Origin of the sequence: Variovorax paradoxus EPS (assembly GCF_000184745.1) — a bacterium.
GTDB classification, from domain to species: domain Bacteria; phylum Pseudomonadota; class Gammaproteobacteria; order Burkholderiales; family Burkholderiaceae_C; genus Variovorax; species Variovorax paradoxus_C.
In genome coordinates, this window is the sequence record NC_014931.1 from 1,435,141 (window position 1) to 1,462,106 (window position 26,966).

At 65.5% G+C, this 26,966-nt stretch carries 27 protein-coding genes and 1 tRNA gene; 20 read left to right on the forward strand and 8 right to left on the reverse strand.

What is annotated here, in order from left to right; translation table 11 throughout:
- The first annotated feature begins 18 nt into the window (after positions 1-18).
- The 4 genes from VARPA_RS06390 to VARPA_RS06405 all read left to right on the forward strand — a co-directional run bounded on the left by VARPA_RS06390 (position 19) and on the right by VARPA_RS06405 (position 2,232).
- Positions 19-804 (forward strand): cytochrome c1, encoded by a 786-nt coding sequence (locus VARPA_RS06390; protein WP_013539742.1) that lies wholly within the window; start codon positions 19-21, stop codon positions 802-804.
- A gap of 95 nt (positions 805-899) precedes the next feature.
- Positions 900-1,511: a glutathione S-transferase N-terminal domain-containing protein gene (locus VARPA_RS06395; RefSeq protein WP_013539743.1), complete on the forward strand. Its 612-nt coding sequence runs from the start codon at positions 900-902 to the stop codon at positions 1,509-1,511.
- A gap of 33 nt (positions 1,512-1,544) precedes the next feature.
- Complete coding sequence (locus VARPA_RS06400; protein WP_013539744.1) at positions 1,545-2,111, forward strand: ClpXP protease specificity-enhancing factor; 567 nt, start codon at positions 1,545-1,547, stop codon at positions 2,109-2,111.
- A gap of 45 nt (positions 2,112-2,156) precedes the next feature.
- A tRNA-Thr gene (locus tag VARPA_RS06405) sits at positions 2,157-2,232 on the forward strand.
- A 73-nt stretch (positions 2,233-2,305) separates the two neighbouring features.
- Here VARPA_RS06405 and VARPA_RS06410 read toward each other — a convergent pair.
- Positions 2,306-3,112 (reverse strand): SDR family NAD(P)-dependent oxidoreductase, encoded by an 807-nt coding sequence (locus tag VARPA_RS06410; protein ID WP_013539745.1) that lies wholly within the window; start codon positions 3,110-3,112, stop codon positions 2,306-2,308.
- A 329-nt stretch (positions 3,113-3,441) separates the two neighbouring features.
- Here VARPA_RS06410 and VARPA_RS30975 point away from each other — a divergent pair, with 329 nt between their 5' ends.
- Genes VARPA_RS30975 through VARPA_RS30110 form a run of 3 tightly spaced genes read left to right on the forward strand, consistent with a single transcriptional unit; the run spans position 3,442 to position 5,839 of the window.
- Complete coding sequence (locus VARPA_RS30975) at positions 3,442-3,708, forward strand: hypothetical protein (protein WP_013539746.1); 267 nt, start codon at positions 3,442-3,444, stop codon at positions 3,706-3,708.
- A gap of 42 nt (positions 3,709-3,750) precedes the next feature.
- On the forward strand, positions 3,751-4,395 hold the full coding sequence (locus VARPA_RS06420) for a response regulator transcription factor (protein WP_013539747.1): 645 nt from the start codon (positions 3,751-3,753) through the stop codon (positions 4,393-4,395).
- A complete protein-coding gene (locus VARPA_RS30110; RefSeq protein ID WP_013539748.1) occupies positions 4,382-5,839 on the forward strand; it encodes a sensor histidine kinase in 1,458 nt (485 codons plus the stop codon). The genes VARPA_RS06420 and VARPA_RS30110 overlap by 14 nt, the downstream gene beginning before the upstream one ends.
- Positions 5,840-6,724: 885 nt before the next feature.
- On the opposite strand, the gene recJ is transcribed toward VARPA_RS30110, so the two are convergent.
- Positions 6,725-8,446, reverse strand: coding sequence for a single-stranded-DNA-specific exonuclease RecJ (gene recJ / locus VARPA_RS06435; protein ID WP_013539749.1), 1,722 nt, complete (start codon positions 8,444-8,446; stop codon positions 6,725-6,727).
- Positions 8,443-9,405, reverse strand: coding sequence for a hypothetical protein (locus tag VARPA_RS06440; RefSeq protein ID WP_013539750.1), 963 nt, complete (start codon positions 9,403-9,405; stop codon positions 8,443-8,445). Before VARPA_RS06440 ends, recJ begins: the two co-directional genes overlap by 4 nt.
- Before the next feature lie 145 nt (positions 9,406-9,550).
- On the opposite strand from VARPA_RS06440, the gene VARPA_RS06445 reads away from it, so the two are divergent.
- Together VARPA_RS06445 and lolD are read left to right on the forward strand one after the other, a co-directional pair.
- Complete coding sequence (locus VARPA_RS06445) at positions 9,551-10,807, forward strand: lipoprotein-releasing ABC transporter permease subunit (protein WP_013539751.1); 1,257 nt, start codon at positions 9,551-9,553, stop codon at positions 10,805-10,807.
- A complete protein-coding gene (gene lolD, locus VARPA_RS06450; RefSeq protein ID WP_013539752.1) occupies positions 10,800-11,477 on the forward strand; it encodes a lipoprotein-releasing ABC transporter ATP-binding protein LolD in 678 nt (225 codons plus the stop codon). Before VARPA_RS06445 ends, lolD begins: the two co-directional genes overlap by 8 nt.
- Before the next feature lie 126 nt (positions 11,478-11,603).
- Here lolD and VARPA_RS06455 read toward each other — a convergent pair whose 3' ends face one another.
- The gene (locus VARPA_RS06455; RefSeq protein WP_013539753.1) at positions 11,604-12,401 is read right to left on the reverse strand and encodes a sigma-70 family RNA polymerase sigma factor; all 798 of its coding nucleotides are present in this window, start codon (positions 12,399-12,401) and stop codon (positions 11,604-11,606) included.
- A 54-nt stretch (positions 12,402-12,455) separates the two neighbouring features.
- On the opposite strand from VARPA_RS06455, the gene VARPA_RS06460 reads away from it, so the two are divergent.
- Positions 12,456-13,049 (forward strand): ATP-dependent Clp protease proteolytic subunit, encoded by a 594-nt coding sequence (locus VARPA_RS06460; protein WP_013539754.1) that lies wholly within the window; start codon positions 12,456-12,458, stop codon positions 13,047-13,049.
- A 25-nt stretch (positions 13,050-13,074) separates the two neighbouring features.
- Here the strand turns inward: VARPA_RS06460 and VARPA_RS06465 are convergent, their stop codons facing one another.
- Positions 13,075-13,461 (reverse strand): RidA family protein, encoded by a 387-nt coding sequence (locus VARPA_RS06465; protein ID WP_013539755.1) that lies wholly within the window; start codon positions 13,459-13,461, stop codon positions 13,075-13,077.
- A 190-nt stretch (positions 13,462-13,651) separates the two neighbouring features.
- Between VARPA_RS06465 and VARPA_RS06470 the strand changes: the two genes are divergently transcribed.
- The 9 genes from VARPA_RS06470 to VARPA_RS06510 all read left to right on the forward strand — a co-directional run bounded on the left by VARPA_RS06470 (position 13,652) and on the right by VARPA_RS06510 (position 24,227).
- On the forward strand, positions 13,652-15,235 hold the full coding sequence (locus VARPA_RS06470) for an ABC transporter substrate-binding protein (protein ID WP_013539756.1): 1,584 nt from the start codon (positions 13,652-13,654) through the stop codon (positions 15,233-15,235).
- 15 nt (positions 15,236-15,250) lie between these two features.
- Positions 15,251-16,507: a lactonase family protein gene (locus VARPA_RS06475; protein ID WP_013539757.1), complete on the forward strand. Its 1,257-nt coding sequence runs from the start codon at positions 15,251-15,253 to the stop codon at positions 16,505-16,507.
- Between the two features lie 8 nt (positions 16,508-16,515).
- Positions 16,516-17,469, forward strand: a complete 954-nt coding sequence (locus tag VARPA_RS06480) for an ABC transporter permease (protein ID WP_041943365.1) — start codon at positions 16,516-16,518, stop codon at positions 17,467-17,469.
- 3 nt (positions 17,470-17,472) lie between these two features.
- On the forward strand, positions 17,473-18,312 hold the full coding sequence (locus VARPA_RS06485) for an ABC transporter permease (RefSeq protein WP_041942799.1): 840 nt from the start codon (positions 17,473-17,475) through the stop codon (positions 18,310-18,312).
- Positions 18,312-19,358, forward strand: a complete 1,047-nt coding sequence (locus VARPA_RS06490; protein WP_013539760.1) for an ABC transporter ATP-binding protein — start codon at positions 18,312-18,314, stop codon at positions 19,356-19,358. The genes VARPA_RS06485 and VARPA_RS06490 overlap by 1 nt, the downstream gene beginning before the upstream one ends.
- A 157-nt stretch (positions 19,359-19,515) precedes the next feature.
- On the forward strand, positions 19,516-20,502 hold the full coding sequence (locus tag VARPA_RS06495; protein WP_013539761.1) for an ABC transporter ATP-binding protein: 987 nt from the start codon (positions 19,516-19,518) through the stop codon (positions 20,500-20,502).
- On the forward strand, positions 20,499-21,824 hold the full coding sequence (locus tag VARPA_RS06500) for an amino acid deaminase (RefSeq protein ID WP_013539762.1): 1,326 nt from the start codon (positions 20,499-20,501) through the stop codon (positions 21,822-21,824). The genes VARPA_RS06495 and VARPA_RS06500 overlap by 4 nt, the downstream gene beginning before the upstream one ends.
- Before the next feature lie 10 nt (positions 21,825-21,834).
- Positions 21,835-22,752 carry a MurR/RpiR family transcriptional regulator gene (locus tag VARPA_RS06505; RefSeq protein ID WP_013539763.1) on the forward strand — a complete coding sequence of 306 codons (918 nt, stop codon included), beginning with the start codon at positions 21,835-21,837 and terminating at the stop codon, positions 22,750-22,752.
- Entirely contained in the window at positions 22,749-24,227 is a 1,479-nt protein-coding gene (locus VARPA_RS06510) for an N-acyl-D-amino-acid deacylase family protein (protein WP_013539764.1), read from the forward strand. The genes VARPA_RS06505 and VARPA_RS06510 overlap by 4 nt, the downstream gene beginning before the upstream one ends.
- Here VARPA_RS06510 and VARPA_RS06515 read toward each other — a convergent pair.
- Positions 24,224-24,409, reverse strand: coding sequence for a hypothetical protein (locus VARPA_RS06515; RefSeq protein WP_013539765.1), 186 nt, complete (start codon positions 24,407-24,409; stop codon positions 24,224-24,226). The two genes, VARPA_RS06510 and VARPA_RS06515, sit on opposite strands and share 4 nt — an antisense overlap.
- A gap of 234 nt (positions 24,410-24,643) precedes the next feature.
- Here VARPA_RS06515 and VARPA_RS06520 point away from each other — a divergent pair, with 234 nt between their 5' ends.
- Complete coding sequence (locus tag VARPA_RS06520) at positions 24,644-25,426, forward strand: hypothetical protein (RefSeq protein ID WP_013539766.1); 783 nt, start codon at positions 24,644-24,646, stop codon at positions 25,424-25,426.
- Positions 25,427-25,526: 100 nt separating this feature from the next.
- Here the strand turns inward: VARPA_RS06520 and VARPA_RS31935 are convergent, their stop codons facing one another.
- A complete protein-coding gene (locus VARPA_RS31935) occupies positions 25,527-25,712 on the reverse strand; it encodes a KTSC domain-containing protein (RefSeq protein WP_080559358.1) in 186 nt (61 codons plus the stop codon).
- Entirely contained in the window at positions 25,694-26,953 is a 1,260-nt protein-coding gene (locus VARPA_RS06525; protein ID WP_013539767.1) for a lactonase family protein, read from the reverse strand. The genes VARPA_RS31935 and VARPA_RS06525 overlap by 19 nt, the downstream gene beginning before the upstream one ends.
- Positions 26,954-26,966: the final 13 nt, after the last annotated feature.

Below are 26,966 nucleotides of genomic sequence, written 5' to 3' on the forward strand. Positions count from 1 at the left end.
GAGCTTGAGAGAAACACGATGAAGAAAAGAATTTCCGGCTGGCTCGCGGTCATGGCTACCTTGGGTCTGGCGCTGGGGCTGACCTTCTCCGCCCCCGCATCGGCCGAGTCCGGTGGCCTGGCTTGGGACAAGGCGCCCAACAAGACGACCGACGTGCAGGCTTTGCAGAACGGCGCCAAGCTGTTCGTCAACTACTGCCTCAACTGCCACTCGGCCGCCTTCATGCGCTACAACCGCCTGCAGGACATCGGCATCACCGAGCAGCAGATCAAGGACAACCTTCTGTTCACGACCGACAAGGTCGGCGAAACCATGAAGGCCAACATCGACGCGCGCCAGGCCAAGGAGTGGTTCGGCACCACGCCGCCCGACCTCACGCTGGTCGCGCGTTCGCGTGCCGGCCACGGCGGCACGGGCGCCGACTACCTCTACACCTTCCTTCGCACCTTCTACCGCGACGACACCAAGGCCACCGGCTGGAACAACCTCGTGTTCCCGAGCGTCGCCATGCCGAACCCCCTGTGGGAACTGCAGGGCGAGCGCCGGCCGGTCTACACCAAGGTCGAGCAGCACGGCCATGCCACCGAAGTCTTCACGGGCAAGTGGGAGCAGGTCACCCCCGGCACCCTGAACTCGGTGCAATACGACAACGCCGTTGGCGACCTGGTCAGCTACCTGCAGTGGATGGCCGAGCCCGCGCAGAACACCCGCATTCGCATTGGCGTCTGGGTCCTGCTGTTCCTGGCCATGTCGGTGGTTTTCGTGTGGCGACTGAACGCCTCGTACTGGAAAGACGTCAAGTAGTTCCGTCCACGCCGACCGGTTGCCTCGTGCATCCGGTCCCACAGAGTGGGTTGCCAACGCGACCCACTCTTTTTGATTTTTAGGAGTCTCTCGCCATGATGGTCTTGTATTCAGGAACGACCTGCCCCTTTTCCCACCGCTGCCGCTTCGTTCTGTTCGAAAAGGGCATGGACTTCGAGATCCGCGACGTCGATCTCTACAACAAGCCCGAAGACATCAGCGTGATGAATCCGTATGGCCAGGTGCCGATCCTGGTCGAGCGCGACCTGATCCTGTACGAGTCGAACATCATCAACGAGTACATCGACGAGCGCTTCCCGCATCCGCAACTGATGCCCGGCGACCCGGTCGACCGCGCCCGCGTGCGCCTGTTCCTGCTCAACTTCGAGAAGGAACTGTTCGTGCATGTGTCCACGCTGGAGAACCGCACCACCAAGGGCAACGAGAAAACCATCGAAAAGGCCCGCTCGCACATCCGCGACCGCCTGACGCAACTGGCGCCCGTGTTCCTCAAGAACAAGTACATGCTGGGCGACAACTTCTCGATGCTCGACGTGGCCATCGCGCCGCTGCTCTGGCGCCTGGACTACTACGGCATCGACCTCAGCAAGAACGCGGCGCCGCTGCTGAAGTATGCCGAGCGCATCTTCTCGCGTCCCGCCTACATCGAAGCGCTCACGCCCTCGGAAAAGGTCATGCGCAAGTAAAAGCTGCGTCCAAGTCCCGTTCTCTGCTCTTTCATGATCAACGCGCTCGAGTCGTCTTCCACCCGCCCGTACCTCATCCGGGCGCTGTACGAATGGTGCACCGACAACGGGTTCACGCCCTATGTCGCTGTGCAGGTCGACGACACCGTCCAGGTGCCGCGCGAGTATGTGAAGAACGGCGAGATCGTGCTCAACATCAGCTTCGATGCGACCAGCTCGCTCAAGCTGGGCAACGATTTCATCGAGTTCAAGGCCCGCTTTGCGGGCAGTGCGCGCGAGATCAGCGTGCCGGTGGGGCGCGTGATCGCGATCTATGCGCGCGAGAACGGACAGGGCATGGCGTTTCCCGCCCCAGCGCCTGCGGTCGACAGCGGCAGCGATGTGCCAGCCTCGCCCACGGGTCCGGCGCGCATGCCTTTGCGTGACGCCTCGCGCGGCACCGAAGGCGATGCCGGCAAGATCGTTCACCTGGTCACGGGTGAAGAAGGCGGCGAAGTGGTCGATGCCGACTCTGCCGGCGCGCCCATGGACCCCGTCGACGAGCCGCCGCGCCCGCCGGCCGGTGGCGGTTCGAGGCCCTCGCTCAAGCGCATCAAGTAGGCGCTTGCAACGGACTACTAGAATCACGCACTCCGAAGAAATTCAGCCGCTTTAGCTCAATTGGTAGAGCACCCGCCTTGTAAGCGGAAGGTCGTCAGTTCGATTCCGACAAGCGGCACCAAAACCCGAAAAAGCCCTCCCGCGGTTCTCCGCTCGGAGGGCTTTTCTTTAGGCGACAGATGAGCGAGAGGTGGCTACGACAGCGCCGTCTTCCGCTCGGCACTCCCCGGCTCCGCCAGCTTGCGATGCTGCTCCGCCAGCTTCGGCCCCGGCATCACCCGCGACAGCGCCACCTGCATCTTGTTGCGCCATCCCGCGATCACGCCGCTCTCGCCCTTCATCATCGCGTCGAAGCCGGCCTTGGCCACTTCCGCCGGGTCGGCCTTGTCGGTTTGCTGGCCGACGCGCGTGTCGAGCATGTCGGCGCGCGCGAAGAAGTGGGTGTCGGTCACGCCGGGCATCAAGCAACTCACCGAGACGCCCGTGCCCTTCAACTCATTGCGCAGCGCCATCGCGAACGAGTCGATGAACGCCTTGCTGCCGTTGTAGACCGCCTGGAAGCTCCCCGGCTGGAAGCCCGCGATCGAGCCCGTGATGAGGATGCGCCCCTGGCCCGCCTTGCGCATCTCGCGGCCCACGCACTGCACGAGGTAGATGGTGCCGGTGATGTTGGTGTTGATCACGTGCTGCACGTCGTGAAAGTCCTGGTCGAGAAAGCCGTGGCCGAGGCCGTGGCCCGCATTCGCGAACAGCGCGTCGATGGGCCGGCCCTCGGCGGCGGCCAGCAGCGCGTCCACGCCGTCGCGCGTGGCGAAGTCGGCGCGCACCGACACCACGTTCGCGCCCAGCACGCGCAGCTCGGTTTCGGCCTGCTCCAGGGGCTCGTCCGCGCCGATCAACAAGTCGTAGCCGTTGCGCGCGGCGAGCAGCGCGAGTTGAAAGCCGATGCCTGACGAGGCGCCCGTCACCACGGCAAGGGGGCGAAGGTCTGTGGTTTCCATGTCGGTCTCCTTGGAAAAGTTGAATGAAACGAAGCGCGCCGGGCCCGTTGTCCGTTGTGCCTCCGGGCTTGACCGCGGGCGCCTGCATTCGAAAAACCACCGTAAAACCTTGCGATCGGCTGCGCGTAGGAATGCGTGCCGAATCTGCGCCCGCCATGTCGTGGGCTCGCGGCGGTCAGAGTGGAAGCGACGCGCCGCTGTATGGAAACGCGGGTTGGTTGCTTAGATAAAAGTAGTCAATTTCATTTGCAAAATCACATCGCCGCCAAGCCATAGTTCACAGTTATTCTTGCCAATTGACTTTGTTTGCTTTGAGTAAAGTAGGGGGCATGGATGAACTGATCGAAGCACGCCGCGCAGCGCTTCACGATGTCATCGACGACGCGGGTCGCCCCAGCAAGGTCTCCGCAAAATACGGCTCGACGCCACCCCACATGAGCCGACTTCCCCAACTGATTGCCCAGGGCTCCTACGCCTTCCGGCGCGGGCAAAGCGCCCGCGACTGGCCGATCCGCCATCTGCCCCTGCCCCGGCGAATTGCCGCGCTCGTTCCGCTGCAGACCATCGAGCCGCGCGGCCGACATTGCAATACCTGACTTCCATTCGGCAGAACAAAAACACCCCGGCGAAAAGTACCAATGATCAACGTCCTGTTCATAGAAGACCAACCTCTGGTGTCGGAAGCGACAGCAGAAAAAATTGCGCGAAGTCCGCTCGTCGCCAATATCGAGGTCTGCAACAGCGCCGATAAAGCGCTGCTTGCATTGAAGGCAACGCCCGACCGATGGGGCTTGATCCTGCTCGACCTGGACGTGCCCGGCGCGGTCGGTTTGTCGCTGGCCATGGAAATCAAGAAGCTGGGCAAGGAAGGGCGCACCTGCATCCTGACCGGCACGCACCGGACCGACTACATCGCCCAGGCCAAGGCCAGCGGGTTCCAGGGCTACATCCTCAAAGCCATCGAAATCAAGGAGCTCGAGGCGAGCCTGGACAAGGCGATTGCGGGCGAAAAGGTCTTTCCCGAATTGCCCGACCTGGGCGCGAATCCGAATGCCATCCGGCTGACCAACCGCCAGTGCCAATGCCTCGAATTCGTCGGCGCGGGGCGCTCTACCAAGGAAATCGCGCGATTGCTGTCATTGCACCCGGGAACGGTCAATTACCACATCGATTCCGCCATGGAAGCGCTGGGCGTGAAATCGCGCGCACACGCCGTTCAGAAGGCATTGCAACTCGGGCTCCTGGCAGGTTTCGCCACGAGGAGCAGCGATGGGAATGCTTGAGGAGCTTCTTCGGGGCTTCACCAAGAACAAAAGCGAGCCGCTCGACGAATCGCTGATGGAAAAGCAGGGGCGGCTCTCCCGCTCCCTGATTCACGCGACGCTGGCGCACCGTCATCTGGCGGAGCGCCAATTCTTTGTCCAGCAGGTGGCTTACTGGATCACGATCTTCGGGCTCCTGGTCGCCGAGGCGAGCGCGCCGATTCTGGATTCGGCATCGATGTGGACCTGGCTCACCGTCTCGGTGGTGACCTGGCTGATCCGCGTCGCGCTTTTCTGGCCGCTGACGCAATTGCCACCGGCGGTCGTCAAGAAATCCCTCGGGCTGAAGCTGATCCCGATCGTCATCATCGTCATTGCCTGCTTCTACTGGATCTGGACCATCCATTTGTTCGTGGGGCCGGTGCTCACGGTGCGCGTATTGATCATGTGCATCGGCCTGCTCAGCATCAGCGTGTCGATGACCGGCATGTGGCCGGTGACTCCCATTGCCGTGGTTCTTTACAACGTGCTGCTGTGGGGCGCTTTTTCGGCCAATCTGTATTCCAACGGCGTGGCGAGCCTGTCGGTCATCGTGGCGCTCGACATGGGGGTGCTGGCCGTGTTGTGGCTGAATATTTTCATTGCGGTTCGCCAGCTCAACGACTTGCTCGCGCGCACCCATGAAGCCAGTCAATTGGTGAACCAGCTCGAAATTGCCAACGACAAGCTCGAACGGCTGAAGGACACCGCATACAAAACGCTCGATACCCGCTCGGAATTCTTCGCGGGTGCGAGCCACGATTTCCAGCAGCGCCTGCATGCCGCGAAATTGTGGGTGCTGTCCGCCATGGCGGCGACCAAGACGCATCAATCCGCGGAATCGACGCTGGATCGGCTGGGACAGGAAATCGATGCGCTTCAGATCTATATCAACAATATTCTCGAATTCGCGCGAATTGAAGCGCTCGATGCCGGCGTAAAGATCCGAGCCACGGAAATTCAATCGCTATTTCAAAAGCTCGATCTGCATTTCGAGAAAATCGCCGAACGCGATGGCGTGCAATTGCGTTTTCGAATTGCGAGAATTACCGTGGGCACCGATGCTTCCATGCTGCTGCGCATGCTTGAAAACCTGGTTTCCAATGCGCTCAAATACACCAAGAATGGTGTGCTGGTATGCGCCCGCAGAACATCGAGGGGCGCTTCCATTGAAATCTGGGACCAGGGGCCCGGAATAAAACTTGAAGCGCGGCAGCGGATTTTTGACGCATTTCATCAGGAAGAAGTCGACGATCAAGGCCGCAGCAAAGGCGTGGGATTGGGTTTGGCCATCGTGAAGCGATTTGCCACGCGCCTCAATTACCGTATTGATGTCAAATCGGTGATGGGGCAGGGGACGCTTTTCAGAATTCTTATTCCGAGGGAATTCGTGATAGGGCCGGGTACGATCGAAAATTCCCGGTGATTCGAATTGGTCGAGGCATGGGCGTGAGATTTAAATTGCCAATTAAGTTTGGGTAAATACCGCGCCGGCTTTTTAATTCGATGCGCAATGCATCAATTCCAATTTGCAATGGCGGACCACCGTCACCCTTGCAAGGCCGCAACGCACTGAACCTGGCGTCGATGTTCGTGGTCACAACCGATCGCGCACTCCAGCACCGTGGCCCGCCATTGGGAATACGCAGAATTCACTGGTGTTGCGCAATGGCGCGTATACGGAAGTTTTATTTCCAATCGAAGTCGCTGTTCCACACAACGCAATTGCACGGGTCACGGCCCGACTGGTATTAGTCATTGGTTGTTTGAAATTCAGTTGTCTCTAAAGTCGCGGCGTGCGCTCATCGGAGGCGCGGGGAGAGAACGCAATGCAGGCCGCATCGGACGCAGATCCTGGGAGGGAGCGTGACGACTTTTTCTGTCCACGGACGGAGGAGCGATTGCTTCGATGGGGCCGGCTTGTGAATCAGGGAGGTGCTGCGAGGAGGGGGGTTGACGCTGTGGACATCGACGGGTTGCTGCTCCGGAATTCGGAGACGCTGTGCGCGCATTCCCGTGCGACGGAAGCCAGCCGCAGGGCGGAAGGTTTCCTCATGGGGCTGTGCGTGGTCGTGGCCTACAGCTGGGCGTTGGTCGTGTCGGTGGCTTTGTACGTGCGATGACTCCGGGGGAGCGCGGGTGCAACCCGTCGAACGGTGCTCCGACGAGCATTCGACCGCTTGCATCTGCCGGCTTGCACGTGCCTGAAACCACGGAAATCGGCGCGGCTAAACGCAGTCTCCCCCCTCCAACCAGGTAATCAAGGCAATCCAGGTCCTCCGGAAAGGCCTGGTTTCTTTTTCTTCTTCTTCTAGAACTCCGCCCCTTCGACCAGGAAGCGCAGGCGCCGCACGCCCTGCCACTCGTCCGCATCGAGGCGGAACGCGAGCTTCACCTTCGGCGGCAACGGTTCGGTGTGGCTGAACCAGATCGCATCGATCGGCTGGCCCTGGTGCCGGAGCTTGAGCGCCAGGTGCTTCTCGCCCACGAGGCGCTGCGACACCACTTCCACTTCCTCGCTGAAGGTCGGCGGCGCAAAGCCCTGGCCCCACACCTCGCGGTGCAGCGTGTCCACGAGGTCGATGCGCATGTACTCGCGCGCGATCGGCCCGTCGGTCTCGATCTGGCGGGTGAGCGCCGATGCCGCCAGCCACTCGCCGGCCACCTGTGCGAGCGCCTGCTCGAAGGTCTCGAAATGCTCGCGCGCCACCGTGCAGCCCGCCGCCATCGCATGGCCGCCGAAGCGCAGCAGCACGCCCGGATGGCGCTTGGCCACGAGGTCCAGCGCGTCGCGCAGATGAAAGCCCGGAATCGATCGGCCCGAGCCCTTCAACTCCTGTTCCTTGCCCGGCGCGCCACTCGCGGCGAACACGAAGGTCGGACGATGGAAACGGTCCTTGATGCGCGAGGCCACGATGCCGACCACGCCCTCGTGGAAGTTCGCGTCGAACACGCTGATGGCCGGCGGCGGCGCCTCGATGCCTTCGCCGTCGGTGGCGAAGAGCGATTCGGCCAGCAGCAGCGCCTGGTCGCGCATGCCGCCCTCGATGTCGCGCCGCTCGCGGTTGATGCCGTCGAGCATGCGCGCGAGTTCGTCGGCGCGGCCGGCGTCGTCGGTCAGCAGGCATTCGATGCCCAGCGTCATGTCGGCCAGGCGCCCGGCCGCATTGATGCGCGGGCCCAGGGCGAAGCCGAAGTCGAAGGTGGTGGCGACCGACGCCGTGCGGCCCGCGGCCTTGAAGAGCGCGGCGACGCCCGCGGGCATCGCGCCTGCGCGGATGCGGCGCAGGCCCTGCGCGACGAGGCGGCGGTTGTTGGCGTCGAGCTTCACCACGTCGGCGACCGTGCCGAGCGCGACCAGCGGCAGCAATGCATCGAGCTTCGGTTGCGACGCCACGTCGAACACGCCGCGCGCGCGCAGCTCGGAGCGCAGCGCGAGCAGCACATAGAACATGACGCCGACGCCCGCGATGCTCTTGCTCTCGAAGTCGCAGCCGGGCTGGTTCGGATTCACCAGCACGTCGGCGATGGGCAGTTCGGGGCCGGGCAGATGGTGATCGGTCACCAGCACCTGCAGGCCGCGCGCCTTCGCAGCCGCGACGCCTTCGACGCTCGCGATGCCGTTGTCGACGGTGATCAGCATGTCGGCGCCGCTGTCGGCCACGCGCTCGGCAATCGGCGGCGTAAGGCCGTAGCCGTCGACCACGCGATCGGGCACGAGGTAGCTCACGTGTTTCGCGCCCAGGAGGCGCAGGCCGCGCACGCCGACCGCGCAGGCGGTGGCGCCGTCGCAGTCGTAGTCGGCGACGATACAGAGGCGCTTGTCCTGCGCCATCGCGTCCGCCAGCAGCACGGCGGCTTCGCGCGTGCCGCGCAGGGTGTCGGGAAGCAGCAGGCGGGCAAGGCCGTCGTCCAGCTCATCCTTGGCCATCACACCGCGCGCGGCAAAGAGGCGCGCGAGCAGCGGATGGACGCCGGCCTGCTCGAGGGCCCAGACGGTGCGCGGGGGAATGTCGCGGGCGATGATCTTCACAGCGACTCCAGCACCGTGGCGGCGCGTGTGCGGTCGAAGAGGCTCTTCGCCCAGCGCGCGAGGCCGCGCTGCTGCACGGTGTAGCGCTGCGCGGCGCGATCGCCGCAGAGCGTGAGCGTCACATCGGCGCCGCGCGTGTAGTCGGCCAGCAGCGAGGCGATGGCGCCGGCATCCAGCGCCTGCCAGGCTTCGGCCCAACCTGGGCCGTCGTCGCGCAGGGCGGGAACGCGCAGCGCGTCGGTGACCGTCGGCGAGGTGAATGCTGGCGTGGTGCCTTTCAATGCGCCGGTCCCGCTGAGCCAGAAGGAGTTGATCGGCGGCACGCCGCGCGCGGCGCGGTCGTCGTTCACGCGCTGCGTGTAGAGCAGCATCTGCATCTCGTTCTGCAGGCGGCGCAGCGGCCGCGCCGAGTCGCCCAGCGGCGACCATTGCGAAATCGGGTAGCCCACCGCGCGGTCGATGGAGGCCGTGGCGAGGCCGTCGAAGATGCGCGCGCGAGCGAGCCAGCGGCCCGGCGTGGGCGAGGCGTGCAGCGCGATGCCGTCTTCCTCGAAGAAGGGGCGGGCGACCTCCAGCAGCGCGGCCGATTCGGCGGCATCGATCTCGATGACGGCCGGATCGCCCAGCGCCACGTCGTCGATGCCGACCTGCCAGTTGCATAGGGTGACGACGCCCCAGCCTTCGGTGTCGTCGGGGGCGGCAAGACCGGCCTCGCGGGCTTCGAGCGCGGCCCAGGGGATGCAGCCGTCGGCGGCGGCGATGCCCAGCGCCTTGGCGAGCGCCCGCTCGTGCGGAGGCGAGCGCGTGCTTTCGTCCTGCGTGTCGGTGTCCGCGAGGGAGAGGCGGGAGAGCAGGGATTCGAGATTCGGGAGCTTGAGTGCCGGCAGAGCGGCACGGCACGCCGGGGAACCGCGGCCGGCGAAGGGGATCAACAAGTGACGTGGGGGGTGTTCGGCCATCCCTCTATTGTCCCGGAAGCCCTCAAACGTTTCGGGATGCCACAATCCCGCCGTATATGACCTACCCCCTCGCTCCTCACTTCGTGTATTCGCTGCCCCCCAAGGGCGGGCAGATTTCCTTTGAGGCGGCTTGGCAGGAAATTTGATGCGACTCCCATATGAACTGCAGCTCGGCTGGCGCTACACGCGCGCAGGCCGGGCGACGCGGCGCAACGGCTTCATCTCCTTCATCTCCGGTGTCTCGATGCTCGGCATCGCGCTGGGCGTGGCGGCGCTGATCATTGTGCTCAGTGTGATGAACGGCTTCCAGAAAGAGGTGCGCGACCGCATGCTCGGCGTGGTGTCGCACATCGAGATCTTCTCGCGCGATGGCCAGGCGCTGCAGAGCCTGGACGAAATCATGGCCGCCGCGCGCAAGAACCCCGAGGTCATCGGCGCGGCACCCTTCATCAACACGCAGGCGCTGATCGCGCGCGGCGAGGACATGAAGGGCGCGATCGTCCGAGGCATCGACCCGAAGCTCGAACCCGAAGTGACCGACACCGGCGGCATCGCGAGCAAGGGCACCTTCGACAAGCTGGTGCCGGGCGAATTCGGCATCGTGCTGGGCGTCGAGCTCGCGCGTTCGATGTTCGTGCAGCCCGGCGACAAGGTCACGCTGGTGGCGCCGGGCGGCCAGGTGACGCCGGCCGGCGTGGTGCCGCGCCTGAAGCAGTTCACCGTGGTGGGCACCTTCGATTCGGGCCATTACGAGTACGACTCGGCGCTGGCGATGGTGCACGAGCAGGACGCGGCCAAGGTGTTCCGCCTCGAAGGCCCGACCGGCATCCGCCTCAAGCTCAAGGACCTGAACGAGGCCCGCGACGTGGCCGACCAGCTGGCCGTGAGCCTGCCCGGCGAATTCCTGATCCGCGACTGGACGCGCCAGAACAAGACGTGGTTCGCGGCCGTGCAGGTCGAGAAACGCATGATGTTCATCATCCTCACGCTGATCGTGGCGGTGGCGGCCTTCAACCTCGTGTCCACGCTCGTGATGACGGTGACCGACAAGCGCGCCGACATCGCCATCCTGCGCACGCTGGGCAGCTCGCCGCGCAGCATCATGGGCATCTTCGTGGTGCAGGGCGCGATGGTGGGCGTGATCGGCACCGTGGCCGGCCTGCTCTTGGGCCTGGGCATTGCCTACAACATCGACGTGATCGTGCCCTTCCTCGAACAGCTCTTCCATGCGAGCTTCTTGCCCAAGGACATCTACCTGATCAGCAAGATGCCGAGCGACCCGCAGCAGAGCGACATCATGCCGATTGCGATCATCTCCCTCGTCCTCGCCTTCCTGGCCACGTTGTACCCGAGCTGGCGCGCCAGTCGCGTCAATCCCGCGGAGGCGCTGCGCTATGAGTGAAGTTGTTCTGAAGGCGCGTGGTCTCACGAAGCGTTTTCACGAAGGTCGCATCGACCTGACGGTGCTGCACGGCGTGGACCTCGACGTGCATGCCGGCGAAACGCTGGCGATCGTCGGCGCATCCGGTTCGGGCAAGAGCACGCTGCTGCACCTGATGGGCGGGCTCGATTCGCCGACCGCAGGCAAGGTCGAACTGCTCGGCAAGGACATCGCGCATGCCGATGCGGCGGAGCAGGGGCGGCTGCGCAACCAGCACCTTGGGTTCGTCTACCAGTTCCATCATTTGTTGCCCGAATTCAGCGCGCTGGACAACGTAGCGATGCCGCTGAAGATCCGCCGCGTGGAATCGTCGCAGGCGGCGGAGTCGGCTCGCAAGATTCTCACGAGCGTGGGCCTGGGCGAGCGGGTGCAGCATCGCCCGGCCGAACTCTCGGGCGGCGAGCGCCAGCGTGTGGCGATTGCACGTGCGCTGGTCACGCAACCCGCGTGCGTGCTGGCGGACGAGCCGACTGGCAATCTGGACCGCAGCACGGCCGACACGGTGTTCGATTTGATGCTCGATCTGGCGCACCGCCATGGCACGGCGTTCGTGATGGTCACGCATGACCAGGAACTGGCGAAGCGTTGCGACCGGGTGCTGCAACTGGTGGCGGGCCGCCTCGCGGGCTGAGTTTTTTGTCTTTCTCCCTCCCCTTCCGGGGGAGGGCCGGGGTGGGGGCGCAGCGGCCTTCAACGCCATGCAGCCTCGAAGGCCGCGCGTGCCCCCATCCCAACCTTCCCCCAGAGGGGGAAGGAGCTAATACAACGCTTCTTCGGTCTGCCGCGCATCCAGCGGCAGCACGCACAGCACCTTCCCACCCAAGGTCAGCACAAGTCCGAGCTGTCCGCCGATCTGCATCACCTGGCACACCACGCGCGGTGCATCGGACTTCGGTGCCGTCGCAGCCGACATGGCGAGCGCACGCGCCGGTGGCTGGCGCAGCATCGCGAACAGCGTTCGCGCATCGCAGTCGTGCAGTGCTTGCCGGTACACATGGAAGACGGCATCAGCGCCGCGTTCTTCCACGTCCCTGTCGTCCTGCCGCAGCCGCAGCAACGCGCGATGCAACTGCTGCCGGCAAGCCGCCTCGGTCTTGCCGCTGGCCTGTGCGATCTCCTTGAAGCTGGCCTCGAACACCTCGCGCAGCAGTACCGCGGCGCCGTCGGCGGGACCCAGCCGCGTGGCCAGCAGCCGCAGGGCCTGTTCGACCTCCTGGGCCAGCGCGGCGCGCGCCTCGATGGAAGAAGTCTCCGGCGCAGGCGCGAGCACCTGTGAATCCTGAAGCCAGCGCTGCATCCAGTTGCGCCGCCGCAGCCGGTCGATGGCCAGGTGCTGCATGACGGTGGTCAGCCAGGCCTGAGCCGCATCGAGTGCCGGCCGGTCGCCTTCCTCGAGGGCGCGCAGATACGTGTCCTGCACCACGTCTTCGGCCTCGGCCGTGTTGCCCAGGAGCCGTGCCGCGGCACGGACGAGCCGGCCGCGATGCGCCGGCAATTGCGACAGGTAGCGTTCATCGAGCATCGGCGCAGCTTGCCACAGCCCCTGCAATGTCACGAAACTGTGGCCTTGTTCGTCAAGACAGTTCAACCACAGGAGTTTTTCTTGATCATGGAAACCGACGACGACACCCAGCCCGCGGCCACGGCCGAGCCGCGCAACTCCTACTTGGAGGAAAAGGCGTTCAAATCGCGCACGCTCTTGATCTTCGGCAGCATCACCGACTCGGTGGCCGCCGACGTGACGCGCCGGCTCATCGCGCTCGACGCGGACAACGCCGAGAAACCCATCGACATCCTCGTGAGCTCGCCCGGCGGGCACCTGGAGTCGGGCGATGCGATCCATGACATCGTGCGTTTCATCAGCGCGCCGGTGAACATGATCGGCACCGGCTGGGTGGGCAGCGCGGCCACGCACCTGTTCCTCGCGGCCCCGCGCGAGCGGCGCGTGTGCCTGCCGAACACGCGCTTTTTGATCCACCAGCCCAGCGGCGGCGCGGGCGGGCAGGCGACCGACATCGCGATTCAGGCGCAGGAAATCATCAAGGCCCGCCAGCGCATCGCGCACGAGATCGCGCGCGAAACCGGCAAGCACATCGACGTGGTGCTGGCCGACATCGAGCGCGACCGCTGGCTCTCGGCCGAGGAGGCGGTGGAATACGGGTTGGTCTCGCGGATCATCCAGCGCAAGACCGAGCTGAAGTAGCCCGCAATCGGCCGATATCGGCCGATTACTTCGGCTTGTAGGCCACCACGTCGATCTCGACCTTCGCGTCGACCATGAGGCGCGCCTCGGTGGTCGAGCGCGCCGGCTTGTTCTCGCCGAAGTAGCTCATGTAGATGCGGTTGAAGGCACCAAAGTCGCGCGCGTCGTGCAGCCATACGGTGCTCTTGCACACGTCGTCGAGCGTGGCACCGGCCAGTGCGAGCACTTTCTTCAGGTTCTCCATCACCTGGCGCGTCTGCGCCTCGATGCCGCCCACCACGATTTCGCCATCGGCATTCGCCGGGACCTGGCCCGACACATAGATGAAGTCGCCCGCGCGCACGGCCGGGGAGAAGGGGCGGGCCTGGCGGTCCGAAGCGACGGGCGGGGCACCGAGGTATTCGAGGGGCATGGGAGGACTCCTGAAATGAGGGAAGTGAAAGGAAAAGGGATCGCAAGTATCGATCTAATCTGAAAATCTATTTCAGAATAACCCTTGAACAAGGGTTAACACGGATGATTTGGCATGGTTGATGCTTCAAAGTCCGGGCGGAAAAGAAAATTTCTTTCATACCCTAGCCTGCCCCACGAAGGAGTTCCCCATGCCCCATGCCGCCAACGCCGGTCTTGCCCGGCGCCTGCCCAAGCTGTCCAAACGCAGCCTGCTGGGTGTGTCTCTCCTCGCGATGCTGTGCGCCGCGCTGCCGTATCAGCAGGCGCATGCCCAGGGGCCGCGCAACTTCGCCACGCTCGCGATGGTGGCCGAGCCGCAGACGCTCGACCCGATGGCATCGACCGCCGATCTGGTCGGAACCATCATGCAGCACGTGTACGAGACGCTCTACACCTTCGATGCCAAGTGGAACGTGGTGCCGATGCTGGCCGAGACGATGCCGAAGATCTCGGCCGACGGCAAGACCTACGCCATCACCCTGCGCAAGGGCGTGATGCTGCACAACGGCCGCGAACTCAACGCCGACGATGTGGTGGCGAGCCTGCAGCGCTGGATGGACCAGTCGCCGCGCGGCAAGGCCGTGGGCAAGGAAATCGAGACGCTCAAGGCCAAGGGTCCGCTGGGCGTGGAGATCGTGCTGAAGGCGCCGTACGCACCGCTGCTCTCGCAGCTCGCACTGCCCAGCGGCATGGCCGCGATCATGGCGAAGGACTCGATCGCTTCGCCGCTGAAGGAGTTCGTCGGCACCGGTCCCTACAAGTTCAAGGAGCGCCGCCCCGACCAGTTCGTGCTGCTCACCCGCTTCGACAAGTACGCAGCGCGCAAGGAACCTGCAAGCGGCTATGGCGGCAAGCGCGAAGCGGTGATCGAAGAGCTGCGCTTCGTGCCCGTGCCCAACGCCAGCACGCGCGTCGAAGGCGCGCTCGCCGGCCAGTACGACTTTGCCGACCTGCTGCCGGTCGAAGCGCTGCCGCGCCTGGAGAAGTCGGGCGGCAAGACCGTGCCGATCATGACGCCGTCGTTCGGCTTCCCGTACCTCGTGCTCAACACCAAGGAAGGCGTGGCCGCGAGCCAGTCGGTGCGCCAGGCGATCCAGACCGCGCTCGGCGAAGGCGAGATGCTGGCCGCCGGCTTCGGCGACACCCGCTTCTTCGTGGCCGAAGCCAATCACTTCCCCAAGGGCTCGCCGTTCTACTCGACCGCCGGCGGCGACCAGTACAACCAGCGCAACGCCGCCAAGGCCAAGGAGGCCGCGGCCAAGGCCGGCTACAAGGGCGAGCCGATCCGCGTGCTCACCAGCCGCCAGTACGACTTTCACTACAACATGTCGCTCTTGATGGCCGAGCAGCTCAAGCGCGCGGGCTTCAAGGTCGACCTCAACGTGGTCGACTGGGCCACGCTGGTTCAGCGCCGCAACGATGCCAAGCTCTGGGACATCTACGTGACCCACTCGGGCCAGTTCCCCGAGCCGATGCTCTCGCCGCCGCAACTGGGCGACGGCGCACCGGGCTGGTGGGACTCGCCCGCCAAGAAGTCGGCGCTGCAGGCCTTCAATGTCGAGAGCGACCCCGCCAAGCGCGGCGCGCTGTGGGGCAAGGTGCAGCAGGTCGTCTACGACGAGGTGCCGTACATCAACGTCGGCAAGTTCAACGGCCTCTCGGCGAAGAGCCCTGCGCTGGACAACTACCAGCCGGCGACCTGGCCGTTCTTCTGGAACGCGAAGATCAAGTAAGCAGGAGCCGCAGCCATGCCATCGCGTCGCCAACTTCTGCAAGCCAGCGCACTGGCCTCCGGTCTCGGAGCCCTGGGTCTCACGACCTCTACTGTTCAGGCCGCGACCTCCGGCCCGGTCTACGCCTACGTCGGCACCTACAGCGACGGCGGCAAGCCGTGGCGCGGCGGGCGCGGGCTCGGCGTCCACCAGTTCGTGGTGGACGGCGCGACCGGTGCGCTCAAGCCCATTCCCGGCGCGCCGCCGGCCGTGGCCAGCACGGGCAGCGATGCCAAGCTGCGCAACCCCGCATCGCTCGCGCGGCACCCGAAGCTGCCGATGCTCTACGCGGCCAACGAGTTCGAGGCCGGCTCCGTTTCCGCCTTCCGCATTGGAGCGAATGGCGCGCTGTCGTTCGTGGCCGAGATGGCCTGCGGCGGCAAGGACCCGGCCTACGTCAGCGTGCATCCCGACGGGCGCTTTCTGTTCACCGCGAACTACGCGAGTGGCGATGTGAGCGTGATCGCGCTGCGCACCGACGGCGGCTTCGATCCGGACGTCGCCGCTGTCGTCTACAAGGACGCGGCCGCCTGCGGCGCCACGCCCTGCAAGCCCGGCGCTGACGTGGTGCCGGCCGCGGCCCGATCGCACGAAGGCTTTGCCACGAGCGACCACGACGGCCCGCATGCACACATGGTGCACAGCGACCCGACCGGCAACTTCGTGCTGGTCGCGGACCTGGGGCTGGACCGCGTGATCTCGTACCGCTTCGACCGCATCACCGGCGTGCTGAGCCAGCCGAGCACCGTCGCGGTTTCGGAAAGCTCGGGCGCGCGCCACTTCGTCTTTCACCCGAACGGCAAGTGGTTCTACCTTGTGAACGAAGAAGCCTCGACCATCGCCCTCATGCGCTACGACGGCGCCACCGGCGTGCTCACGCTGGTGAGCGAAACCTCGGCGCTGCCGGCCGGCTTCAAGGGCACCAGCTACGCCTCGGGTATCCGCATGCTGCCGGACGGCCAGCACTTCGTGTCGCTCAACCGCCTGCACGATTCGATCTCGCTCTTCAGGATCGATGCCCGCACCGGCGCCCCCACGCTCGTGCGCGAGGAGTGGACGCGTGGCAACTACCCGCGCAGCTGCACGCTCGATCCGAGCGGGCGCTTTCTTTATGTGTGCCACAACAAGCAGGGCGACAACGTCACGGTGTTCCGCGTGAAGAAGGGCGACATCCAGTTCACCGGCCAGTACGTGGCCGTCGGCAGCGCGGCGGCCATCGAGTTCTCGTCGTGATGATGAAGATGAAGAGCGCTTCGCTCCGCTACATCGCCTCCCGCGCAGGCGGCATGCTCATCGTGCTCGCCATCGTGGCGGTGCTGGTCTTCGTGCTCACGCGCGCCGCATCGGGCGACCCGGTCTCGGTGCTGCTGGGCGACCAGGCCACGGCCGCCGACATCGCGCGCGTGCAGAAGGACTACGGCCTCGACAAACCGCTGCCCGTGCAGTTCGGCTACTGGCTGCGCGAAGTGCTGCAGGGCAACCTGGGCACCTCGATCTTTCTGCAGCGCCCGGTGACACAGGCGCTTTGGGAGCGCGCCGAGCCCACCACGCTGCTCGCGCTCATGGCCGTGGCCATCGCGGCGCTGATCGGCGTTCCTTGTGGCATCGTCTCGGCGGTGTTCCGAGGGCGGGTGGTCGACCAGCTCTTCACCGGCATCGCGATGCTCGGGGCGAGCATTCCGAGCTTCTGGCTGGGCATCGTGCTGATCCAGATCTTCGCGGTGTCGTTCGGCTGGTTCCCGGTGTCGGGCTACGGCGCGCCCGATGCGCCATTCATGGAGCGGCTGCATGCGCTGGTACTGCCCGCGACGGTGCTGGGCCTGTTGAACTCGGCGCTCATCATCCGCTTCACGCGGGCCTCGATGCTCGATGTGCTCGGTGAAGACTATGTGCGCACCGCGCGCTCCAAGGGCCTCTCCGAAAGCAAGGTGGTGCTCAAGCACGCGCTGCGCAATGCGCTGGTGCCCATCGTCACGGTGATCGGCCTGACGGTCGCGCTGATGATCGGCGGCGCCGTCATCACCGAGACGGTGTTCGGCCTGCCCGGCGTCGGCAACCTCGTGGTGAGCGCGGTGCTGCGGCGCGACTACCCCGTGATCCAGGGGGCGCTGCTCGTGATCGCCGCGATCTACGTGCTCATCAATTTCTCGATCGACCTGCTCTACGCCGTCGTCGATCCTCGCGTGAAGGTCTGAGCCGTGCAGATGCCCCGAATGCTCCGCCAACTGATGCACCGCCGCATCGTGATGGTCTCCGCGCTGGTGCTGCTGGTGATTGCCGTGCTCGCCATCGGCGCGCCGCTGTTCGCCTCCATCGACCCCAACGACACCGCAGTGCTCGACCGCCTGAAGGCGCCGAGCGCCGAACACCTGCTGGGCACCGACGAGCTCGGCCGCGACCTCTATTCGCGCATCGTGCATGGCGCGCGCTACTCGCTCGCCATCGCGGCGCTCACTGCGCTGGGCTCGGTTATCGCCGGCACGGTGCTGGGCCTCATGGCCGGTTTCTTCCGGCGGCTCGACACGCCGCTCATGCGCGTGGTCGACGCAATGATGTCCTTCCCCGACATCCTGCTGGCCATCGCACTTGTGGCGATCCTCGGGCCGTCGCTCATGAACACCGTGCTCGCGCTGGTGCTGGTCTACACGCCGCGCGTGGCGCGGGTGGTGCGGGCCTCCACGCTGGTGGTGCGGGAGCTGCTGTTCGTCGAGGCGGTGCGCGCGCTGGGCGTTCGCACCTCGCGCATCCTGTGGCGGCACATCTTGCCGAACCTGATGTCGCCCATCCTCGTGCAGGTGTCGTTCATCTTCGCCTACGCCATCCTGGCCGAGGCGGGCCTGTCGTTCCTCGGCGTCGGCGTGCCGCCCGAGATCCCGACCTGGGGCACCATGGTCGCGGGCAGCCAGCAGTACGCGCACCAGGCCTTCTGGGTGGTGCTGTTCCCGGGGCTCGCGATCATCTTCACGGCGCTCTCGCTGCAGCTGCTGGGCGACGGCGTGCGCGACCTGCTCGACCCCAAGCTCAAGAAGACCTCGTGATGGCGAACGCCAACAACACGCCACACGCGCCACGCCTCACGGTCAGCAACCTGAGCACCAGCTTCCCCACCGAGGACGGCCTGATCCGTTCGGTGGCCGACGTGAGCTTCTCCATCCAGCCGGGCAAGACGACCGCGCTGGTCGGCGAATCGGGCTCGGGCAAGTCGGTCACCAGCCTCACGCTGATGCGCCTGTTGCCCAGGACCGCGAACGCGCAGGTCAGCGGCAGCGCCTCGTTCGTCACGCGCGAAGGCAAGACGCTCGACCTCTTGAAGATCGGCGAGCCCGAGATGCGGTCGCTGCGCGGCAACCAGCTGTCGATGATCTTCCAGGAGCCGATGACCAGCCTGAACCCGGTCTTCACCATCGGCGAGCAGATCGCCGAGAGCGTGCGCCTGCACAAGGGGCTGGACCGCAAGGCCGCGCTCGCGCATGCGCTGCGCATGCTGGAGCTGGTCGAGATTCCGGCCGCGGCACAACGCATCCACGAGTACCCGCACCAGCTCTCGGGCGGCATGCGCCAGCGCGTGATGATCGCGCTCGCGATGGCCTGCGACCCGACGCTCCTGATCGCCGACGAGCCCACCACCGCGCTGGACGTGACCATCCAGGCGCAGATCCTGGAGCTCATGCGGCGCCTGCAGGCCGAGACCGGCATGAGCATCCTCTTCATCACGCACAACCTGGGCGTGGTCGCGCACCATGCGGACGATGTGGTGGTGCTGTATGCGGGCCGCGTGGTCGAGAGCGCGCCGGTGCGGCCGCTGTTCGCGCAGCCGGAGCATCCGTACACGCAGGGCCTACTGGCGTGTCTCCCGGGCAAGGCGCGCGTTCCGGGGCAACCGAAGCCCAAGCGGCTCTTTGCGATCCGCGGGCAGGTATCGAGCCCGCTCGCGCCGCCGCCCGGCTGCGCCTTCGAGCCGCGCTGCGACCTGGCGCTGGCCGAATGCAGCGTGGCAATGCCGCCGCTGATCGAGACGCACCATGGGCGCGAAGCGCGCTGCATTCGCGTGCAGCCGGCCCAGCCTTTGGTGAGGGCCGCATGACAAGCGCGCTGCCTGGCGTTTTGCTCCTTCCCCTTCCGGGGGAAGGCTGGGATGGGGGCAAGCGGCGTTCGTTCGGCGCAGTGCTTCATCCAGTGCCGTCGTGCCCCCACCCCCACCCTCCCCCGGAAGGGGAGGGAGCCAAAACCACAAGCCCACGATGACCGCCGTTTCTTCTTCCTCTCCCCTCATCGAAGTCCGCGGCCTGAAGAAATACTTCGGCAGCAGCGACCGCCCCGTGCGCGCGGTCGACGACGTGTCGTTCGCCATCCAGCCCGGCGAGACGCTGGGGCTGGTTGGAGAATCAGGCTCGGGCAAGAGCACCATCGGCCGCACCGTGCTGCGCCTGGTCGAGCGCACCGAGGGCCAGGTGCTCTACCGCGGCGACGACATCGGCGCGCTCTCGGGCGAGCGCATGCGGAAGCTCCGCAGCAAGCTGCAGATCATTTTTCAGGACCCGTACGCGAGCCTGAATCCGAAGATGCGCATCAGCGCGATCCTTGGCGAGGCGCTGTCGACGCACGGGCTGCACAAAGGGGCAGCGGCGCGCGACAAGCGCATCGCCGAACTGCTGGAGACCGTCGGCTTGCGCGCCGAGCATGCGAGCCGGTTTCCGCACGAGTTCTCGGGCGGGCAGCGCCAGCGCATCGGCGTGGCGCGCGCGCTCGCGGTCGAGCCGGAGTTCATCGTGGCCGACGAGCCGCTGTCCGCACTCGACGTATCGATCCAGTCGCAGGTCATCAACCTGCTGGCGGACCTGCGCGAGCGCCTGGGTTTGACCATGCTCTTCATCTCGCACGATCTCGATGTGGTCGAGTACCTGTGCGACCGCGTGGTGGTGTTGTACCTGGGCAAGGTGATGGAAGTGGCCGAGACCGACGAGCTCTTCGCGCGGCCTTCGCACCCCTACACCCAGGCGCTTCTGGCCGCGAGCCCGAAGCCCGATCCGACGCTCGCGACCGAACGCATCGCGCTCAAGGGCGACATCCCCAGCCCCATCTCTCCCCCTTCGGGCTGCGTGTTCCGCACGCGCTGCCCGCACGCCATCGAGGCCTGCGCGCAGACCGTGCCGCCGCTCGAAGAAATTTCTCCCGGACACTACAGCGCCTGCATCCGCAAGGAACTGCTCTCCAACATCGCCGCATGACGACCATGACAGACACCGCCGCAACCTCCGCTATCAAAGCCAACTTCACCGACCCGCTGCTCGGCAGCAACTTCAAGGGCTACCCGCGCACCCAGCCGCCGCGCCTGCGCAGCGAAGTCGGTGCCGCTGGCTGGAACGTGCTGGCCGGCGACCTGCCGCTGCCGCTGGCAATGCTCAAGCGCGAGGCGCTGGAGCACAACCTCGCGTGGATGCAGTCGCGGGTGCGCGAGTGGGGCATCGACCTTGCGCCGCACGGCAAGACGACCATGTCGCCGCAGCTCTTCCAGCGTCAGCTCGATGCGGGCGCGTGGGGGCTGACCTTCGCCACTGTCACGCAATTGGCCGTGGGCGTGGCGGCCGGGGCGCGCCGCACGCTCATTGCGAATCAGGTGGTGAGCGATGAAGACCTGGCGGGCATCCAGCTGCTGTTGAGTGCGAATGCGGGTCTGCGCATCGTGTTCCTGGTCGATTCGCTCGCGCAGCTCGCGCTCATCGAAGACTGGGCCAAGCGCCACACCGCGAGCGTGCCCTTCGAAGTGATGATCGAGATCGGCGTCGAAGGCGCGCGCACCGGCTGCCGCACGCACGAAGAGGCCGTGACACTCGCCACGCGCCTGCGCGCAAGCGAGAAGGTCAAGCTCGTCGGCATCGAGACCTACGAAGGGCAGGGCGCCACCGGCGTCAGCGAGCCCGACACCGCATATGCGAACACGCTGATGGACCGCGTCGAAGCCATCGCGCGTCACTGCGACACGCAGAAGCTCTTCGAGACCGACGAGGTGCTGGTATCGGCCGGCGGCTCGGCGATCTTCGACCTCGTGGCCGGGCGCCTGAAGCCCGCGTTAGGTTCTCCGGTGCGGGGCTTGCTGCGCTCGGGCTGCTACGTCACGCACGACCACGGCTTCTACAAGCGCATGGTCAGCGCGGTGGACGAGCGCCTGGGTTGCGACTGCGGCGAAAGCCTGCGCCCCGCCATGGAAGTCTGGGCCACGGTGCAATCGCGCCCCGAGCCGGGCCTTGCGATCCTTGCCGTGGGCAAGCGCGACATCTCGTTCGATCTCTCGATGCCCGTGCCCATCGGACGCGCGGCACGCGGGGCGCGCGAAGCAGAGGCCGTGCCCGCCGGTTGGAAGATCACCGCACTCAACGACCAGCACGCGTACCTGCGCTGGGATGCGAACGAGGAAGCGGAGGCGCCCAAGGTCGGCGACCGCGTCGGCCTCGGCATCTCGCACCCCTGCACCACCTTCGACAAATGGCACTGGATGCCCATCGTCGAGAACGACTACCGCGTGAGCGACGCCGTCGCCATGCATTTCTGAAATCGCAACGATGACCACCTCCCTGCTCCGGAAGATCGCGGAGATCCGCAGCGGTGCCCCGGCCACGCGGCGCGCGATTCTCGACCTGATCCTCGAAGACCCCGACCGCGTGCTGGAAGAGAGCTTCGAGCAACTGGCCGAGCGCTCGCGCAGCTCGGTGCCGACCATCATGCGCACCTGCCGCGACCTGGGCTTTGCAGGCCTGCGCGAATTCAAGCTCGCGCTCGCGCAGGAGCTGGCGCTCGGCGGCTCGCCGCTGCACCGCCGCGTCAACATCGAGGACGCGGCCGACGAAGTGGTCGGCAAGATCGCGCGCAGCGCCGCGGCTTCTGTCTCGGGCGTGCGCGGCCAGCTCGACATGCAGGTGCTCGACGGCGCCGTGGCGGCCATCGCGGCCGCGCCGCACGTGGACCTGTACGGTGCAGGCGCCACCTCGTGGTTCATGGCCAACGATCTGCAGGCGCGGCTCTTCCGCCTCGGCCTTTCGGCGAACGCATGGGCCGACTACCACCTGCAGCAAGTCGCCGGCGCGGCGCAGCGGCCGGGCGGCGTGGTCATCGCCATCTCGCACGTCGGCGGCATGCCCTCGCTGCTCGACGCGGTGGACATCGCGCGCGGGCAGGGCGCCAAGGTGGTCGCGCTCACGCGGCCCGGCACGGCGCTCGCGGCGAAGGCCGACTTTTTGCTGGGCCTCTCCGTGCCCGACGATGCGGTGATGCACGTGGGCATCGATGCCTATCTCACGCACCTCACCGCCATCGAGATTCTCACGGTGCTGGTCGCGCAACGCCGCGGCGAGCCCGCCGTGCAGCGCCTGCAGCGCGCACGCGAAGCCTTCCAGCGCCATGGCATCGACGCGACCACGCACCCGCTGCAAAGCTGGGACGGCGGCGGCATCAATGACGAAAAAGGAGGACGCGCATCGTGAGCGACCCCCAAGCCGTGAAAGCCGTATTGCTCGAAGCCGGCCTCGTGGTCGACGGTTCGGGTGGACCCTCGTGGCCCGGCGACGTGCTGCTGCAGGGCGACCGCATCCTCGCGCTCGGCGAGGGCCTGCGCGGGCGCTTGCCCGAAGGGCTCACGCTCGCCGACGTCGAGGTGATCGACTGCAGCGCCAAGGTCATCGCGCCCGGCTTCATCGACGCGCACACGCACGACGATGCGATCGTGCTGCGCGATCCGCTGTGCCTGCCCAAGGTGTCGCAGGGCATCACCACCGTGGTGACGGGCAACTGCGGCATCTCGCTCGCGCCGTACCGCACGCCGCAATCCCAACCGCCGCTCACGCTGCTGGGCGCCGATTCTTTCAAGCACGCGACGATGGCCGAGTACCGCGCCGCCGTCGATGCGACGCAGCCCGCGCTCAATGTGGCCGCGCTCGTGGGCCACACCACGCTGCGCTTCGCGACGATGCAGGCGCTCGACCGACCCGCGAGTGGCGATGAATTGGCGCACATGGAATCGCTGCTCGACAGTTGCATGGCAGACGGTGCGCACGGCATGTCGTCAGGCCTGTTCTATGAAGAGGCCTTCGCTGCGCCGGCAGAGGAAGTGACCGCGCTCGCGCGTGTCGTCGCGCGCTACGGGGGCGTGTACGCCACGCACCTGCGCAGCGAGATGCAGCAGATCATCGAGGCGCTGCACGAGGCTGGCGACTCGGCTTTCAACGCGGGCGTGCCGCTGGTCATCTCGCACCACAAGTGCGCCGGCCCCGCGAACTGGGGCCGCACGAAAGAGACGCTGCCGCTGATCGAATCGCTCGCGCAGCGCCAGCAGATCGCGATGGACGTGTACCCCTACGTGGCCGGCTCCACCGTGCTGCGCGAAGACCTGGTGGATGGCGTCATCGACGTGCTGCTCACTTGGTCCGATCCGCATCCCGAGATGACAGGTCGGCTGCTCTCCGACATCGCGCGCGAATGGGGAACCACCGAGCAGGAGGCGTGCGTGCGGCTGAAGCCCGGCGGCGCCTGCTACTTCCAGATGCAGGAAGAAGACGTGGAGCGTGTCATCGCACACCCGCTCACGATGATCGGCAGCGACGGCCTGCCGCACGACCGCCATCCGCATCCGCGCCTGTGGGGTGCGTTCCCCCGCGTGTTCGCGCGCTACTGGCGCCAGCGTCGCCTGTTCACGCTGGAGCAGGCCGTTCACAAGATGACCGGCATGACCGCGCGCAACCTGCGCATCGCCGACCGCGGCCTGCTGCGCGTCGGCACGATGGCCGACGTGGTGGTGTTCGACCCCGAGACCATCGCCGACACCGCCACCTACGACAAGCCGCACGGCGTGAGCCTGGGCGTGGAGCGGGTGTTCGTAAACGGCGTGCTGGCGTATCGCGGCGGCGAGGGCGAAGCCCGCGTGCTTGCGCGCGCGGGGCGGATGCTCACGCGCGGAAGCTAGCCGCCAAAGCGCTCAAGCTCGACGCCGTATTCCTCTTTGCCGATGACCTTGTAGGTGCGCGTCATTGGCATTGGACGTTCCTGGTAGTCGGTGTCGATTCGACTGCTGCATCGCATAGCAGCTCCCAACCCGGGCAGCGCGAGCACCATCGGAGCGCAACAGAGGATGGCGCGCTCTTTCATGCCGGCAGCCCCTTCTCTCCAGGCGTGTTGCACGAAAAGCTGTAGACGGGGCATTCCTGGCCGTATATCACCGCGGTCATGGGCCCGTGACAGCGTGCGGCGGTCGCACAGATCCTGATCGACCGTATCGGGGGGACGCCGCGTCGCTTGCAAGCGACGGCAACCAGGATTTTTCATACAGCGCATTCAATTCCGTCTGATAGGATGACCCGATTTTTTAATAGGAGGTAGGGCGTGAAGATTTCAAATGGTTCGGCTACTAAATGCGCATTCATTTTTGCCGCTGTGACAGTCCTTTCAGGGTGCGTTGCTTATCCTAACGTCGAGAAAATTAACGCTGATTTCGGCGGCTATCTGAATTCGGAATACAGCATTTCCTACCCGTCTGCAGCTTTGCGAGCAAAATTGACGGAGGTTAATCTGAAGCCAAAACCTGGAATTAAAGAGTTTTCGATGAAAATGAATTTAAGTCAGGCTGGTATTGGAGAGCAGACCCCTAAGGTCAGTCCTTTCGATGTGCGATTCACGAATCTTGGTAATGGCTTTTATCGCGAGGTCCGTGAGCTTCGAAATAATGACTTTCTCACGGCGCGATTTGTGTATTTGACGTGGGCTGGGCTCTTGCAGTTGAAGAGCGACACAATCGTCAGTGGGGACACTTTCCCGGTGCCATACCAAGAAGTTAAGGATGTGGCGCAATTTAAGTTTGACCCGGTAAATATGAAAGTCGGGGATAAATTGGTTTTCGAAACAAAGCTGGGCAATCGTCCTCAAGCTTTTAACTTCATAACTGAAAAATCCGAATGCATTGCTGAAAAAATAGCGCCTGCAGCCAGCTTGCAAAAGAATTTTTCTGGGAATGGCGTGTGGTTGGCGTGCACTAGCAAGAACGACAGAGGCTTCGATTCCAAGAAAAAATCGGTCTACCTGATCGACTACGCTCTTGCGATTCCCCTCGAGTTCAAATCGCCTACAAGAACTCAAGAGTACGAAATTACCGGATTTACGGCGCAATAAAGCCAAGCGAAGGTATCGCATCGTCGCGTTTTGTCGGTGGCGGAGCATCCCAACGCGCCGGGCGCGCTTTGTTTCTGGTGTGCGTTCGCTCATGGCCGGGTCAAGCCGCCTTGAGCGGGGCGGGCTTTTTGAAGGGCCGCTGGTTGATGTTCCTGCTGAAGAACGTGCCGATGGAGTCTGCCGCCAAGAGGTCTGCATGCAGCTTCGCGTCGACGTTCGGGTACTGATAGACCGTGCCGGACCCGCAGGTGAGGTCACGGCTAGCCGTCAGGCAAACACCAGGCACACCGGCGTAGGCACCTGCGCCACTTGCATCGGCTGGTCGAGCTTGCCGCTCGCCGGATCGATGTGCAGGCGCAGGATGGTGTCGCCCTTCTGGCTGAGCGCGTAGAGGTGGCCGCCACCCGGCGCCATCGCCAGCGCGCGCGGAAAGCGCAGGCCCTCACTCCAGTGTTGCAGCGGTGTCAGCGCGCCGTTGCCTGCATCGATGCGGAACGCGGCGATGCTGTCGGCCATCGGGTGGTCCGACTTCAACCGGCGGTTGGTCGCATAGAGAAACTGCCCTGACGGATGCATCACCAGCGCCGCCGCGCTCGTCTGGCCGCTGTAGCCATCGGGCAGGGTCGAGACGCGCTGGCGCTGTTCCTCGACCTTGCCGCTCGCTGCGTCGTAGCTGAAAGAGGCGACCGTGGCATCGAGCTCGTTCACCAAGTACAGGAAGCGCTGCGACGGATGCAGTGCGAGGTGGCGCGGGCCGCTGCCGGACGCGACCGACGTGCGGCCGAGCACGGCCAGCTTGCCATCGGCGAGCGTGAACGCATTGATGCGATCGGTGCCGAGGTCGGTGCCGAGCACGCGCTGGCCCGAGGCATCGAACAGCACCATGTGCGGATGCGGCGATTCCTGCCGTTCGGTGACGGGGCCGGACCCGGTTTCCTTCTCGATGCCCGAGACCTTGCCGAGCCTGCCGTCCGCCTCGATCGGCAGCACGTTGTAGGCGCCGCCGCCATACAGGGCGACGGCCAGCGCGCGGCCATCGGGCGACACCGCGAGGTGCGCAGGGATCACGCCCGAGAGCGAGAGCGGCTGGCGGTTGAGCAGCGTGAGCCGCCCGTCGTTCGCATCGATCGCATAGGCCTCGGCCGTGCCTGTGGGCAGGCCCTGGTAGGTGTCGATTTCGTTGATCGCGTAGAGGAAGCGCCGGCTGGGGTGCACCGCGAGGAACGATGGGTTCGCACTTGCGACGGTCTGCACCGGCGTCCAGCCGCCGTCGCGCATGGCGAGCACGTAGATGCCCTTGGATGCCGGGCCGCCGGCGGTGCCGCCGGGCGCGTCGAAGGTGTAGGTGCCGACGTAGGCGAAACGGGGCGCGGGCGCGGTGCTGGCGGCCGCGCTGTTGTTCGCTGTCTCAGGAGTCTGCGCACCGGCAGGGACCAGCGGCGTCAACGCGCCAAGGGCGGAGGCGCCGCCGATCCACTGCATCACGGCGCGGCGGTTCTGGCCGGGGAGGCTGGGGCTGTGTGTCATGGGTTTCCTTCCT

Excerpts from the sequence above, each read along its gene's own strand:
- VARPA_RS06500 (WP_013539762.1), top strand. The coding sequence starts at position 20,499 with ATGACGACCATGACAGACACCGCCGCAACCTCCGCTATCAAAGCCAAC.
- VARPA_RS06515 (WP_013539765.1), bottom strand. The coding sequence starts at position 24,409 with ATGAAAGAGCGCGCCATCCTCTGTTGCGCTCCGATGGTGCTCGCGCTG.
- VARPA_RS30110 (WP_013539748.1), top strand. The coding sequence starts at position 4,382 with ATGGGAATGCTTGAGGAGCTTCTTCGGGGCTTCACCAAGAACAAAAGC.
- VARPA_RS06410 (WP_013539745.1), bottom strand. The coding sequence starts at position 3,112 with ATGGAAACCACAGACCTTCGCCCCCTTGCCGTGGTGACGGGCGCCTCG.
- VARPA_RS06525 (WP_013539767.1), bottom strand. The coding sequence starts at position 26,953 with ATGACACACAGCCCCAGCCTCCCCGGCCAGAACCGCCGCGCCGTGATG.
- VARPA_RS30975 (WP_013539746.1), top strand. The coding sequence starts at position 3,442 with ATGGATGAACTGATCGAAGCACGCCGCGCAGCGCTTCACGATGTCATC.
- VARPA_RS06445 (WP_013539751.1), top strand. The coding sequence starts at position 9,551 with ATGCGACTCCCATATGAACTGCAGCTCGGCTGGCGCTACACGCGCGCA.
- VARPA_RS06480 (WP_041943365.1), top strand. The coding sequence starts at position 16,516 with ATGAAGAGCGCTTCGCTCCGCTACATCGCCTCCCGCGCAGGCGGCATG.
- VARPA_RS06395 (WP_013539743.1), top strand. The coding sequence starts at position 900 with ATGATGGTCTTGTATTCAGGAACGACCTGCCCCTTTTCCCACCGCTGC.
- VARPA_RS06390 (WP_013539742.1), top strand. The coding sequence starts at position 19 with ATGAAGAAAAGAATTTCCGGCTGGCTCGCGGTCATGGCTACCTTGGGT.
- VARPA_RS06470 (WP_013539756.1), top strand. The coding sequence starts at position 13,652 with ATGCCCCATGCCGCCAACGCCGGTCTTGCCCGGCGCCTGCCCAAGCTG.
- VARPA_RS06400 (WP_013539744.1), top strand. The coding sequence starts at position 1,545 with ATGATCAACGCGCTCGAGTCGTCTTCCACCCGCCCGTACCTCATCCGG.
- VARPA_RS06420 (WP_013539747.1), top strand. The coding sequence starts at position 3,751 with ATGATCAACGTCCTGTTCATAGAAGACCAACCTCTGGTGTCGGAAGCG.
- lolD (WP_013539752.1), top strand. The coding sequence starts at position 10,800 with ATGAGTGAAGTTGTTCTGAAGGCGCGTGGTCTCACGAAGCGTTTTCAC.
- VARPA_RS06505 (WP_013539763.1), top strand. The coding sequence starts at position 21,835 with ATGACCACCTCCCTGCTCCGGAAGATCGCGGAGATCCGCAGCGGTGCC.
- VARPA_RS06460 (WP_013539754.1), top strand. The coding sequence starts at position 12,456 with ATGGAAACCGACGACGACACCCAGCCCGCGGCCACGGCCGAGCCGCGC.
- VARPA_RS06475 (WP_013539757.1), top strand. The coding sequence starts at position 15,251 with ATGCCATCGCGTCGCCAACTTCTGCAAGCCAGCGCACTGGCCTCCGGT.
- VARPA_RS06440 (WP_013539750.1), bottom strand. The coding sequence starts at position 9,405 with ATGGCCGAACACCCCCCACGTCACTTGTTGATCCCCTTCGCCGGCCGC.
- VARPA_RS06465 (WP_013539755.1), bottom strand. The coding sequence starts at position 13,461 with ATGCCCCTCGAATACCTCGGTGCCCCGCCCGTCGCTTCGGACCGCCAG.
- VARPA_RS06495 (WP_013539761.1), top strand. The coding sequence starts at position 19,516 with ATGACCGCCGTTTCTTCTTCCTCTCCCCTCATCGAAGTCCGCGGCCTG.
- VARPA_RS06490 (WP_013539760.1), top strand. The coding sequence starts at position 18,312 with ATGGCGAACGCCAACAACACGCCACACGCGCCACGCCTCACGGTCAGC.